The organism is Zhenhengia sp., assembly GCF_046966505.1.
In the GTDB taxonomy this organism is placed as follows: domain Bacteria; phylum Bacillota; class Clostridia; order Lachnospirales; family Cellulosilyticaceae; genus Zhenhengia; species Zhenhengia yiwuensis.
This window is the reverse complement of record NZ_JBKVCH010000001.1, coordinates 156,337-169,327: the sequence shown is the minus strand read 5'-3', so window position 1 is coordinate 169,327 and position 12,991 is coordinate 156,337. Positions and strand designations below refer to the sequence as shown.

The 12,991-nt window shown below is 34.1% G+C and carries 12 protein-coding genes; 11 read left to right on the top strand and 1 reads right to left on the bottom strand.

The window, feature by feature from the left end; genetic code table 11:
* The first annotated feature begins 8 nt into the window (after positions 1-8).
* Together ACLTBU_RS00815 and sigK are read left to right on the top strand one after the other, a co-directional pair.
* Positions 9-1,247, top strand: coding sequence for a peptidase U32 family protein (locus tag ACLTBU_RS00815; RefSeq protein WP_177669752.1), 1,239 nt, complete (start codon positions 9-11; stop codon positions 1,245-1,247).
* 116 nt (positions 1,248-1,363) lie between these two features.
* On the top strand, positions 1,364-2,026 hold the full coding sequence (sigK, locus tag ACLTBU_RS00810; RefSeq protein ID WP_177669753.1) for an RNA polymerase sporulation sigma factor SigK: 663 nt from the start codon (positions 1,364-1,366) through the stop codon (positions 2,024-2,026).
* 45 nt (positions 2,027-2,071) lie between these two features.
* On the opposite strand, the gene mltG is transcribed toward sigK, so the two are convergent.
* A complete protein-coding gene (gene mltG, locus ACLTBU_RS00805; protein ID WP_412217100.1) occupies positions 2,072-3,169 on the bottom strand; it encodes an endolytic transglycosylase MltG in 1,098 nt (365 codons plus the stop codon).
* A gap of 139 nt (positions 3,170-3,308) precedes the next feature.
* On the opposite strand from mltG, the gene ACLTBU_RS00800 reads away from it, so the two are divergent.
* The 9 genes from ACLTBU_RS00800 (at position 3,309) to ACLTBU_RS00760 (ending at position 12,990) form a co-directional block, all read left to right on the top strand.
* Positions 3,309-5,141, top strand: coding sequence for a L,D-transpeptidase (locus tag ACLTBU_RS00800; protein WP_412217098.1), 1,833 nt, complete (start codon positions 3,309-3,311; stop codon positions 5,139-5,141).
* 86 nt (positions 5,142-5,227) lie between these two features.
* Complete coding sequence (locus tag ACLTBU_RS00795; RefSeq protein ID WP_337528881.1) at positions 5,228-6,622, top strand: aminopeptidase; 1,395 nt, start codon at positions 5,228-5,230, stop codon at positions 6,620-6,622.
* Positions 6,623-6,657: 35 nt separating this feature from the next.
* Positions 6,658-7,182, top strand: a complete 525-nt coding sequence (locus ACLTBU_RS00790; RefSeq protein WP_177669761.1) for a peptidylprolyl isomerase — start codon at positions 6,658-6,660, stop codon at positions 7,180-7,182.
* A gap of 8 nt (positions 7,183-7,190) precedes the next feature.
* Positions 7,191-8,114: a dipeptidase gene (locus tag ACLTBU_RS00785; RefSeq protein WP_412217096.1), complete on the top strand. Its 924-nt coding sequence runs from the start codon at positions 7,191-7,193 to the stop codon at positions 8,112-8,114.
* A 75-nt stretch (positions 8,115-8,189) separates the two neighbouring features.
* Positions 8,190-8,558 (top strand): DUF1292 domain-containing protein, encoded by a 369-nt coding sequence (locus ACLTBU_RS00780; protein WP_177669765.1) that lies wholly within the window; start codon positions 8,190-8,192, stop codon positions 8,556-8,558.
* 72 nt (positions 8,559-8,630) lie between these two features.
* Complete coding sequence (locus ACLTBU_RS00775) at positions 8,631-9,596, top strand: GIY-YIG nuclease family protein (RefSeq protein WP_283246218.1); 966 nt, start codon at positions 8,631-8,633, stop codon at positions 9,594-9,596.
* Positions 9,597-9,649: 53 nt separating this feature from the next.
* Complete coding sequence (locus ACLTBU_RS00770; RefSeq protein ID WP_177669769.1) at positions 9,650-10,291, top strand: peptidylprolyl isomerase; 642 nt, start codon at positions 9,650-9,652, stop codon at positions 10,289-10,291.
* Positions 10,284-10,934, top strand: coding sequence for a potassium channel family protein (locus ACLTBU_RS00765; protein WP_412217093.1), 651 nt, complete (start codon positions 10,284-10,286; stop codon positions 10,932-10,934). The genes ACLTBU_RS00770 and ACLTBU_RS00765 overlap by 8 nt, the downstream gene beginning before the upstream one ends.
* Before the next feature lie 88 nt (positions 10,935-11,022).
* Positions 11,023-12,990, top strand: a complete 1,968-nt coding sequence (locus ACLTBU_RS00760; protein WP_412217091.1) for a DNA gyrase/topoisomerase IV subunit B — start codon at positions 11,023-11,025, stop codon at positions 12,988-12,990.
* Position 12,991 lies beyond the last annotated feature (1 nt).

Here is a 12,991-nt window from a genome sequence, read left to right as displayed (position 1 = left end):
AGATTATAATGAAGAAAAAACGTGTAGAATTATTAGCTCCCGCAGGGAGCTTAGAATCATTAAAAGTAGCTGTACTTTATGGTGCTGATGCTGTTTATATGGGAGGTGGAAGCTATGGTTTACGTGCTAAAGCTAAAAACTTCACCCCTGAAGAAATGAAAGAAGGTATTGCATTTGCACATGCACATGGTGTACAAGTTTATGTAACAGCTAATATCTTTGCGCATAATCAAGATTTTGAAGGTATGGCAGAATACTTTAAATCACTTGAAGAAATGGGCGTAGATGCTATTATCGTTGCAGATCCAGGTGTATTTTCTATTGCTAAAGCAGCAGTGCCTAATATGGAAATTCATATTTCTACTCAAGCTAACAACACAAATAGTCATACAGCTAAATTCTGGGCATCTTTAGGTGCACAACGTATTGTTGTAGCACGTGAACTTTCATTCCCAGAAATTAAAGAAATTCATGATAATATTCCAGAGGATATTGAGATCGAAGCTTTTGTACATGGTGCAATGTGTATGGCTTATTCAGGAAGATGCTTATTAAGTAATTACATGACACATCGCGATGCTAACCACGGTGAATGTGCACAGCCTTGCAGATGGAAATATCATGTTGTAGAAGAAACACGTCCAGGTGAATATATGCCTGTAGAAGAAGATGAGCGTGGTACTTATATTTATAACTCACGTGACCTTTGTATGATTGAATATATTCCAGAGCTTGTTGAAAGTGGCATTTACAGCTTTAAAATTGAAGGGCGTATGAAGACACCTCTTTATGTAGCAACAGTTGTTAAAGCTTATAGAGACGCTATCGACACTTATTTAGAAGATCCAAAAGCCTTTGAAGAAAAACGTAGTTATTTCCTTCAAGAGGTAGGTAAGGCAAGTCATAGAGAGTTTTCTACAGGTTTCTATGAACATAAACCAACAAGTGACGATCAAACTTACGGACATAACTCTTATGTACGTAACTATGATTTCTCGGGTATGGTTATTGATTATGATAAAGAAACAAAACTTGTAACAATTGAACAAAGAAGAAAGTTCTCTGTAGGTGATACAGTAGAGATTTTATTACCAAATAGACCGTTTATCAGTGTTAAGATTGAAGAAATGTGGGATGCGGAAGGTAACAGCATTGAATCTGCACCACATCCACTTCAAATTGTTAAGTTTAAAGTAGAAGAGGATGTAACTGTACCAGCACTTCTACGTAAAGAACAACCTCTTTAGACTAATTTTTTAAAATAGTATAAGCTCTTTACAAGAAAATACAAATTGTACGGGCACATTTCGTGCGCACATTCATACAATAAGTATGAACCCATTTTTTATGGAGGTGTGCCGAAATGTTGCCTTTTTTTTGTTTTTCTTATTTTAGCAGTATATCCTCTTTTCCACAGCCCCTTACACCAGAAGAAGAAAAGTACTATTTAGAACAATTAGGTAAAGGAAGTGAAGAGGCCAAGGATATTCTTATTGAACGTAATTTAAGATTAGTGGCACACATTGTTAAAAAGTATAGTAATTTAAATAAAGATATGGACGACCTTATTTCTACAGGAACTATTGGACTTATTAAGGGGATTACCTCTTTTGATACATCCAAAGGGACAAAGCTAGCAACATATGCTGCTAGATGTATTGAAAACGAAATTTTAATGAGCATTAGATCAAGTAAGAAAGAAAAGAATGAAACATCTATTCATTCTCCTATAGGGATAGATAAAGAGGGAAATGAAATCAGCTTATTAGATGTGCTTTTTACGGAGAGTGAATCTATCTTTGATCAAGTAGATTTTGGAATAGAAATTAAGAAGTTATATGAAAAAATTGGACGCGTACTTAAACCACGTGAAAAGCTTATTCTAAGAATGCGTTATGGACTGGATAATACAGAAGAAAAAACACAGCGTGAAATAGCAGAGCAAATGGGTATTTCCAGGTCTTATGTTTCACGTATAGAGAAAAAAGCTTTGAAAAAACTTTATCAGGAACTTAGTAAAAGTTAAAAAAGGTGTTACAACATATCCTTTTAGGTATGCTGTAACACCTTTTTAATCTACAAAATTAATATCTTGAGATTGTTTATAGCGAGTCTTATAAAAATTATGTTCTTCAGCAGTTTGGCTGAAAGCATGTTTGCTGGTAGAAGCATCTTCTAGTACAAAATAATAATAATCATGTTCTTCAGGCATAAAAGCAGCACGAAGAGCACTTTCACCAGGAGTGCAGATAGGACCTTGTGGAAGACCTTCATGAAGATAGGTGTTATAAGGAGAGTCTAAAGAGAGGTCTTCATAAGTAAGCGTTTGTTTACGTTCAGGCAAAGCATACTGAATGGTAGAGCACATTTGTAATTTCATTTGTTGATTAAGGCGATTATAAATAACACCGGATATAGTAGGACGTTCTTCTTGTAGCTTAGCTTCACGTTCAATAATAGAAGCAATGGTTACGATGTCATGAAGTGTATAGTCTGAATTATAGAGATACTGATTATAACGACTTGTAATCTCTTCAAAACGTCTAAGCATGATAGAGACAATTTCTTCAGCTGAGGCATTTTTGTGAATGCGATAAGTATCAGGGAAGAGATAGCCTTCTAATTTATAGGTGCCTCCCTCAGGAATATCTTTTAAAAAGTCATAATCATATGTTTTATTTTCTATGGCATTTAGGAAAGCAGCTTTGCTTACAATTTGTTTATCTTCTAGACGATTGGCAATTTGAGTAATAGTAAAGCCTTCAGGAATAGTAAATTGAACTTCCTCTAGCGTATCAGGATTTGTAGTAAGGAGCTTTACAATATCATGATTAGTCATATTACTACTAATGGTATAAGTGCCTGGATATAAGTCATCTTCCAAGTCAGAGAGTTTAGCCTCTACTACAAACCAAAACTGGTTACCTATAAATTGTTCATCATAAAGAAGTTTGGCAAGTGTCTGGGCTGTAGTTTGTTCATCTACTTGAAGTTGCAGAGTATGTACGTTAGGAAGGGTTGGACGATTTTGGTCTTCTTCAATCATATTAAAGGTGTAATCAAAGCTTTTAGAAAAGACAATAATACTTCCACATATGGCAAGAGTAATGAGTAGTAAAGTGATAATCATATTTAAAAGCATTCTTTGAGTATGAGAGTGTTTTTTCATAACAGCCTCCTTGTTATTTTACTCAAATTATACATATTTTTATAATATAATTCAATATTTTAATATTTATAAATATTGAATATAAATAAAGAGTTTGTTATACTAAAATGGTAGAATATGGAATAAAGGGAGTATTAATATGCCAAAGAAAAAAAGAATTTATTTAGCAGGATTACTATGTCTCGGTCTAATGGGGTATACGATAGAAGCAAAACAAGTAGAAAAACAGGAACTTAATAGCGAACTCCAAGTAGAGGAAGAACTTTATGAGCAGGTAGAAGAGTTAGAAGAGTTAGAAGGTCAAGAAGAATTGGAAGAAGCCTGGCAGATTGATCAAAAGATCCAAGAAGCATTAAATATAGAACCAATTCGCTTTGAAAGTTTTATAAGTCAGGAGGGTGTTATAAATCAAAGTGATTTTGCAAGAATGCTTTGCTATACCTTAAGGCTTTCACCTCTCTATACACAAGTTCCTGATGAAGACCCTTACATTGCAAGTTTGAAAAAAGCTGGTATATGGAACGATGCCATACCACAGCAGCTTACAGAATTCGATCAAGATATTATTGATCAGTGTATACAAATGGCTAAAGATTATAAAGGAGAGAGTTTATCTACATCTTTTTTTAAGCCTACACCTATTGGTTTTATGCAAAAAAGTACCATGAGGGTTAAGGTGAATGAGCAGATTTATCCTATGTATTACTTAAGTGATGTTAATTATGTAAGGCTTTCTGATTTAAGGCAAATAGGATTTGAAGTAACTTCTTATGAAGATTATATGCATTTAATTTTAAAGGAGAATACAGAAGCACTGCCTAAAGTACCCGAAATAAAATCTTTGACTAACCAAGTTACTACTTTACATACAGAGAAGATTTACATAGGAAATGTATTAAGCTATGCATTAAAGTGTGGAGATGAAGTGCTTATTCCACTTAGGGGATTGAGTGAATACTATGATTTAAGCATTGAAGGGGAGTTATGCACGCTTAAAGAAAAGTATAATAGGAGTACCCATTATATAGAACTTGCGCCAGGTTTTGTACATAATATTTCAGATGAAATCATTCAGGTGCAAATAGTTAGCGTATTTTGGAATGGAAAAGAAATAATAGAGGATCAATTTACCATTCAAGAGCTTATGCCAGATGAATATTATCCTCTTCATGAAGGACTTTATGCCTTAAACCAGGAAGTCGTTCATGCAAGTACTATGGTGGCAGAAATCCAAACTGATACGATTAAGATGGTTGTTCCTTATAAAAGTTATGGGCAACATACAGAAAGTCTTTTGAAAAGTTATACACGCCATCAAAATGAAACTTTAGAGACTTATATGAATAAGCTTTTTCCAGAATCTAAGATTATAGGAACTATGAAGTATGATACGAAAGGTTTTAAAAAGGGGGAAAAAGTAGAGGTATGGGCAGCAGAAGATGGCTATTATTATTATTTATTAAAAGAGGGTAAGAAGATAGAGGTACCGTGGAATAGTGTAAGCATTCCACCTAATCCGACTGTATGTAAAGAACAAGTGCCAAACGAAGTCATAGAAGGTTATGTTAACAGTAAGCAGGTTAAAAGTAAAACACCGTATTTTATCTGGACCGACCTTTATAGACAAAGAACTTATGTTTTTGAGAATAAAGGAGGAAGTTGGAAGCTTTTAAAAAGTATGCCAACTTCTACAGGAAACAATAAAACACCTACACCAACAGGCGAATTTGAAGTCCAAGGTTATGTGCCAGCCTTTGGAATGGACAAAGGATACCGTTGCAAAAATGCACTCCATTTATTTGGAGATTATCTCTATCATTCTGTTATGTTTGATGTAGGGGGGAGATATGTGTTAGGAGGACAGGGGCAGTTAGGGGAAAGAGCTTCTCATGGATGTCTTAGACTTTCACCAGAAAATAGTGAATGGCTTTATCAAACTATACCTTTAGGTACAAAAGTTTGGATTAGATAATAAATAAAATGGATTTGGAATATGCTAGGTTATGTGATAAAATATTTAAGTCTAAAACATTTAGAAAATACTAAGGAGGAATAAACATGTCAGACTTAAACAAAGAGTACAAAAGTGCATGGGAAACATACACAGAAGAAGACAAAAAAGCTTTATTTGCTTATGGTGAACGCTATAGAAAATTCATTTCTGATAATAAAACAGAACGTGAATGTATAAAAAGTATGGTTAAAACAGCCGAAGAAGCTGGATACAGAAATATTGAAGACTGTATTGCAAAAGGTGAAAGACTTCAAGCTGGAGATAAAGTTTATGCAAATTACAATGATAAAACTTTACTCATGTTCTGCATTGGTCAGGAACCTATTGCAAATGGACTTAATCTTTTAGGCGCACATCTTGATTCACCAAGACTTGACCTTAAACCAAATCCACTTTATGAAGATACAAACTTTGCAATGTTCAAAACACATTACTATGGTGGTGTTAAAAAGTATCAATGGGTAGCTATGCCACTATCTATCCATGGTATTGTTGCTAAAAAAGATGGTACAGTTGTAGATGTTGTTATTGGTGAAGATGAAACAGATCCAGTAGTAGGTATTTCTGACTTACTTATCCACCTTTCAGGTGAACAAATGCAAAAGAAATTAGGAGAAGCTATTGCAGGTGAAGATCTTAACATTTGTTTAGGTACACTTCCGTTAGAGGGTGAAGAAAAAGATAAAGTAAAAGCAAACATTTTAAAGCTTCTTAATGACAAATACGGCATTACAGAAGAAGACTTTGTATCAGCTGAAATTCAAATCGTTCCAGCAGGTGCTGCACGTGACTACGGCTTAGATAGAAGTATGGTTATGGGATACGGTCAAGATGACAGAGTATGTGGCTATGCATCTTTTGAAGCACAACTTGAAGTAGAAAATCCAGCACGTACAACAGGTACAATTCTTGTTGACAAAGAAGAAATCGGTAGCGTGGGGGCTTCTGGTATGCAATCTAAATTCTTTGAAAATATGGTTGCAGAGCTCATTGGTCTTACAGGTGAGTACTCAGACCTGACTTTAAGAAGAGCTTTAAGTCGCTCAAAAATGTTATCCTCTGATGTAACAGCAGGACATGATCCTAATTATCCATCTGTTTTAGAAAAAAATAACGCAGCATACTTTGGTAAAGGTGTTGTATTTAGTAAATATACAGGTTCACGTGGTAAATCAGGTTCAAATGAAGCGAATGCAGAATACGTAGCTTACTTACGTAGAATTATGGAAGAAAATAATGTTATCTGGCAAACAGCAGAACTTGGACGTATTGATTTAGGTGGCGGTGGTACAATCGCTTACATCTTAGCAAACTACGGTATGGACGTAATTGACTGTGGGGTACCAGTTCATAGCATGCATGCACCATGGGAAATTACAAGTAAAGTAGACCTTTACGAAATGCGTAAAGCGTATATTGCTTTCTTAAAAAATGCATAATATTAAACTAGAAAAGTAAGAAAGGAAGTTTAAAAATGGAAAACTTAAATCCAATTGTAACCATCACAATGGAAGATGGGAGTATTATCAAAGTAGAACTTTATCCAGAAATCGCACCAAATACAGTAGCAAACTTCATCAGCCTTGTAAAAAAAGGATTTTATGATGGACTTACTTTCCACCGTGTAATTCGCGGCTTTATGATTCAAGGTGGATGTCCACAAGGTACAGGTACAGGTGGACCAGGTTACCATATTAAAGGTGAATTCAGTGGAAATGGTGTACAAAACAACTTAAAACATACTAAAGGAGTTATCTCTATGGCACGTGCTATGGATCCTAACTCAGCAGGTTCACAGTTCTTCATTATGCATGAAGATTCTCCACATCTTGATGGCCAATATGCAGCATTTGGTAAAGTTGTAGAAGGTATAGATACAGTAGATTATATTGCCACAGTACGCACAAATCCTATGGATAAACCACTTACACCAGTTGTGATTAAATCTATGACAGTAGATACAAAAGGTAAAGAATACGACGAACCAGTTAAAAAGTAGGTGAATAAATGTCTTTTATTGATTTGCACTGTGATACAGCCAGTCTTATATTTGAGAACAAGGCCCACCTTAATCGCAATGACTATCATGTAGACATAGAAAAAATGAAAGCATCCCACTATCTTGCACAGTGGTTTGCTTTCTTTGTTGACATAAAAGGGCTAAAAAATACAGATCCTTTTATCTATTTAAAGGAAATGTATGCATACTTTAAAGCAGAAGTAGAAGCAAATCCGGATACAATATGTATTGTTTCTACTTATAAGGATTACTTAAAATGCAAGGCAGAAAATAAAATTGCAGCTTTTCTCTCTTTAGAAGAAGGAGAAGCTATAGCAGGTGTGAATGATCCTTTAGAAAAGCTTATGGAGCTTGGTATCACTATGATGACACTTACGTGGAATCATATGAATACATGGGGATACCCCCATTCCATCCTAAAAGGTCTTACTCCTAAAGGTTGCGAGCTTTTAGAAGGGCTTAATCATACACCCATCCTACTAGATGTCTCCCACTTATCAGAAAGTGCCTTTAAAGATATTACAAGACTTTATAAGAAGCCTATTATTGCTTCACATTGCAATGCAAGAAACTATTATGACCATACAAGAAATCTATCAGATGAAGCTATGAAGGTTATTGCAGAAAGTGGTGGCATTATAGGAACTAACCTCTATAGTTACTTCCTTAATACTTCAAACCATACTTCTATAGAAGATCTACTTAGAAATATGCAATATGTTTATAATCAGGTAGGAGAAGAAGCTTTAGCGATTGGAGCAGATTTTGATGGAATGAGTTGTAATTTAGAAGTATGTAATTGCGGAGAAATGGATAAACTTATGGGTAGCATGACACGTATTTTTCCAATGCGTATCATAGAAAAAATCTGTTATAGTAATGCGGAACGCATCATTCGAGAAAATTTATAAGCTTTTTCTTGGAAAAAATGTCCACTAATGCTATAATGGGAATATAGTTCTTTTAATTAAGAAGGGAGAATTACAATGGAAGAAAATAAAACATGTGGATGTTCACACGATGAAGGTTGCTGCGGTGGCGCTTCACATACTCATGATCATGAAGGATGTGGATGTTCAGGTGGACATGATGAACCAGTAATCTACGTAACATTCGAAGATGAAGACAAAGAAGTAGCTTGCGATGTATTAGGAATCTTTGAAGTTGAGGATCAAGAATATATTGCTTTAGCACCACAAGATGAAGAAGAAGTACTTATCTATCGTTATTCAGAAAACGGAGAAGATATCCAATTAGATGAAATCAACTCTGATGAAGAATACGAAAAAGTAGCTGCTGAATTCGATGATTTATTCTTTGGTGAGTTAGAAGAAGCTCCAGAAACAGAAGAATAACTTAAAACAGGATACTTAAGTATCCTGTTTTTTATGTTTACGACTAAGGGGCTTTAACCTATAATAAAGACTATGAAAAAGGATACTATACTTAAAAAGAAACTAGAAAATACATTAAATTGTTCAGGTGTTTATAAAATGCTTGACGAAAAAGGTAATATCTTGTATATTGGAAAATCTATTGCCTTAAAAAAACGTATTCACTCTTATTTTGCTAAAGAGCTGAATCGCAATAATAAAGTTAAACAAATGGTTAAACGTATAAAGGATATAGAGGTCTATTACACAGACACAGAACTTGATGCACTTCTCTTAGAATGCAAGTGGATTAGACAGTATAAACCGCCTTATAATACGGCTTTAATGCATCCAGAAAAATATAGTTATTTTACTGCTACAGATGAAGGTTGTATTTTAGAATGGGTGAAAAACAAACCTATGAAAGAGGCATTTATTCTAGGTCCTATGACACATAAAAGCCTTGCAAGAGGTGCTTATGCTTACTTGAAAAAACGTTATCCATATGCAGTTTGTTCTAGAAAAATAGGAAGCTGTATGGATTATGTAACGGGGAGGTGTAAGGGGTATTGTGCAGATGATCATTATCCATCCTTAACAGCTCAAGTGATAGAGGAACTAAAAAATACAAAAATCATCGAAGAGCAGCTGACAAAACAAATGGAAAGACTAGCAGATAACTGGGAATTTGAAAAGGCAAAGGAAGTATATGAGCAATTAAAAGGGCTGAAATATATGAGTAAACTTTATGAGATGACTACAGTTATACAAGAAGAAACTTATATAGGTAAACTACCTATTCCAGATACTTTTTATTATAAATACTATCTTATTAAAGGTGGTCAGATCGTAGCTACTTTAAAAGGCGTAGGTGCTGAAGAAGAAGAAATTCTAAAGAAACTACGTAGGATAGGAAGATTGGAACATAAAGTGGTTCTAGAGGTAGATAAAGAGAATATTGAGACTATAAAAATCATCTATAGCTTTAGAAAGAAAAAAATGAAAGTCTTTAAAGTATAAAATTTGAAACATTTCCCTATACTATAACAAAATACAAATGAAAGAGGATTTTTGTGAAAAAAGTAGTGTTTTGTTTAAGTATAGTAAGTGTTTTACTGTTTATGTTTATTATGAATAAGTCTATTGAAATCAGCAATTGGAATGCAGATAACCATCCTATTGCAACAGTGTATTTGAGCAATGATACAAGTTTTAAGGTAGAGCTATATCCTGAAGAAGCTCCTAATACAGTGAATAATTTTATTTATTTGGCACAGTCTCATTATTATGATGGTACGAAGATTAATCGTATATTGCCAAACTACTTAATTCAAGCAGGGGACCCTATTGGTAACAAAAAGGGGTTTCCAGGTTATTATATTAAAAGTGAGTGTCGCTACAATGGTGTAAACAACCGTTTAAAACATAAAAAAGGTACACTTTCTATGGCACGTAGTGAAACCTTTAATACAGAAGGCAGCCAGTTTTTTATTTTGCTTCAAGATGACTGGCAGTTAGATGGAAAGTATGCAGCCTTTGGACGTATTATAGAGGGTATGGAATATGTAGTAGAATTAGGAGAGGCCGGAGTCAATGTAGATTATACACCTGTCAAACCTATTCAGATAGATACCATTAAAGTAGAAAATTATGAAGCAGTCTATGAGATGCCTAGTGTACTCAGTGTACAGGAAGTTTTAGCTCAAGATGATTAAGCATCATTATGAATACTTAATTCATTGGTGTATTTCACCTACTTTATTTGTAAGTTCTTCCTATAAAAAGAGAGCGCCAACACCAAGAGAACGTGGTAAACGTGTCAGGACACTGAATATTACTTATTTTACTGTAGCATGTATTTTGTTTACCAGTATTATAATTTTATATATGACACATACTATAACTCATATAAACACCTTTTTAATTGGATTTTATATACTGTGGAGTTTATCACGTGTCAATGAAATCTTTATGGCTTTTATGAAAGATGTCTTTGATAAGCTTAACCCTAGAAAACGTAAGAAAAATGGCTTGCAGTACTATGAACGCATTGCATTAGCTTTAAGGAGCTTTATAGAGCTTATTCTTCATTATGCCATGCTTTACTATTTATTAGATACATGTTTTGTAAGATATGGTCTTTGGAACGGCCTCTTTAATCAACCACTACGTGACCCGCTTACAGCACTTTATTTTAGTTTAATTACAATCGTATCCATTGGATATGGTGACTATTATCCTATACATCCCATTAGTAAGCTTTTGGTGATGTATGAAATTATAAATGGTTTATTATTATTAGCAGTAAGTTTTACCGTTTATGTCGGATTAGATTTAGATGAAAAAGAGGCCTCTTAGCCTCTTTTTTTGTCTGCTTCAAAACTTGACAAGTGTTGAAGCATATTTTACAGTATTAAAATGAGAATAAATTTGCAGGTGATAAAAAATGAAAAAAGATAATTATGGAAATCAAAGTATTTCCTCGTTAAAAGGTGCTGACAGGGTAAGATTACGTCCAGCAGTTATTTTTGGCTCCGATGGGATTGAGGGATGTCAACATTCGGTATTTGAAATTTTATCAAATGCAATTGACGAGGCTAAAGAAGGTTATGGAAGTGTGATTGATGTAACACTTTGCAAAGATCATTCCATTATCATACAAGATTACGGAAGAGGGATGCCCCTAGATTATAATGAAAAAGAAGGTCGTTATAACTGGGATCTTATTTTTTGTGAACTTTATGCTGGGGGGAAATATAACAATAACAGTGGGGAAAACTATGAGTTTAGCTTAGGACTTAATGGTCTAGGTGCTTGTGCGACCCAATATAGTTCAGCCTTTATGAATGTTAGAGTTTATAGAAATGACTATGAATATGAACTTCACTTTGAAAGAGGTGAAAATATTGGAGGCCTAAGAAAAAATAAGGCAACTTATAAGTCTACAGGAACGTGGATTCATTGGAAGCCAGATTCAGAAGTTTTTACAGATATTAGAGTAAGTAGCAGCTACTTTCACAATGTGCTTAAGAGGCAGGCTATTGTTAATAAAGGCATTAAATTTAACTTTAAAGATGAAATTCTAGAAGAAAAACATGTTTACCTTTATCCAGAAGGGATAGTAGGCTATGCCAAAGAAATAGCAGCTGAAAAACAGTTTAGTGAACTCATTTTCATGCAACATGAGACAAGAGGGCAAGATAGCCCAGAGAGACCGGAATATAAACTTAAGTTTGAAATTGCTTGCACGTTTTGTAATGAAGCCAATTTATTAGAGTACTACCATAACTCAAGTTATCTTGAATATGGTGGAGCGCCAGATAAAGCAGTCAAGAATGCTTTTGTCTATTGCATAGATCAATATATTAAGAATGAGAACCTTTATAATAAAGATGAGAAGAAAATTACATTTGTAGATATACAAGATAGTCTCATCTTAATTGTCAACTCTTTTTCAACAGTAACAAGTTATGAGAATCAGACTAAAAAGGCCATTACAAATAAATTTATTCAAGAAGCTATACAGGACTACTTAAAAGACTATTTATCTATTTACTTTATTGAAAATAAAGATGAAGCAACACGTATTGCAAAACAAATCCTTATTAATAAACGAAGCCGTGAGAAAGCAGAACGTACACGTATCAATGTACGTAAACAGTTAGGTGGTACAATTGATATTACGAATCGCATTAAGAAGTTTGTAGATTGTAGATCAAAAGACCTAAATAAACGTGAGCTTTATATTGTAGAAGGAGATTCTGCGCTTGGTTCATGTAAATTAGGGCGTAATGCAGAATTTCAAGGTATCATGGCTATTCGAGGGAAAATCTTAAACTGTCTTAAATCAGATTATGATAAAATCTTTAAAAGTGATATTATTGTAGATTTGCTTAAGGTATTAGGTTGTGGGGTAGAAATTACAAGTAAACACAATAAAGAGTTGCATACTTTCGAACTTGAAAATTTAAGATGGCATAAAGTTATTATCTGTACAGATGCCGATGTAGATGGTTATCAGATTCGTACACTTGTATTAACTATGTTGTATGCTTTAGTGCCAACACTGATTAGAGAAGGTAAAGTTTTCATTGCGGAAACACCACTTTATGAAATCAATACAAAAGATCATACTTACTTTGCTTATTCAGATTATGAGAAAACAAAAATCTTAGAATCTCTTAAATGCAAATATACCATCCAACGTTCAAAAGGGCTTGGTGAAAATGATCCAGAGATGATGTGGGAAACAACTATGAATCCAGAGACAAGAAGATTGATTCAAGTGATGCCAGAAGATGCTGAGGTTACAAAAGAAGTATTTGAGAGGCTTCTTGGAGATAATTTAGCAGCAAGAAAAGCATTTATTGCAGAAGTAGGTCATGAGTATTTAGACTTATTGGATATGAGTTAAG

Bases quoted from the DNA above. Each gene is read 5' to 3' on its own strand.
- ACLTBU_RS00760 (WP_412217091.1), top strand. From the start codon at position 11,023: ATGAAAAAAGATAATTATGGAAATCAAAGTATTTCCTCGTTAAAAGGT.
- ACLTBU_RS00775 (WP_283246218.1), top strand. From the start codon at position 8,631: ATGAAAAAGGATACTATACTTAAAAAGAAACTAGAAAATACATTAAAT.
- ACLTBU_RS00795 (WP_337528881.1), top strand. From the start codon at position 5,228: ATGTCAGACTTAAACAAAGAGTACAAAAGTGCATGGGAAACATACACA.
- ACLTBU_RS00800 (WP_412217098.1), top strand. From the start codon at position 3,309: ATGCCAAAGAAAAAAAGAATTTATTTAGCAGGATTACTATGTCTCGGT.
- ACLTBU_RS00790 (WP_177669761.1), top strand. From the start codon at position 6,658: ATGGAAAACTTAAATCCAATTGTAACCATCACAATGGAAGATGGGAGT.
- sigK (WP_177669753.1), top strand. From the start codon at position 1,364: ATGTTGCCTTTTTTTTGTTTTTCTTATTTTAGCAGTATATCCTCTTTT.
- ACLTBU_RS00765 (WP_412217093.1), top strand. From the start codon at position 10,284: ATGATTAAGCATCATTATGAATACTTAATTCATTGGTGTATTTCACCT.
- ACLTBU_RS00815 (WP_177669752.1), top strand. From the start codon at position 9: ATGAAGAAAAAACGTGTAGAATTATTAGCTCCCGCAGGGAGCTTAGAA.
- ACLTBU_RS00785 (WP_412217096.1), top strand. From the start codon at position 7,191: ATGTCTTTTATTGATTTGCACTGTGATACAGCCAGTCTTATATTTGAG.
- mltG (WP_412217100.1), bottom strand. From the start codon at position 3,169: ATGAAAAAACACTCTCATACTCAAAGAATGCTTTTAAATATGATTATC.
- ACLTBU_RS00780 (WP_177669765.1), top strand. From the start codon at position 8,190: ATGGAAGAAAATAAAACATGTGGATGTTCACACGATGAAGGTTGCTGC.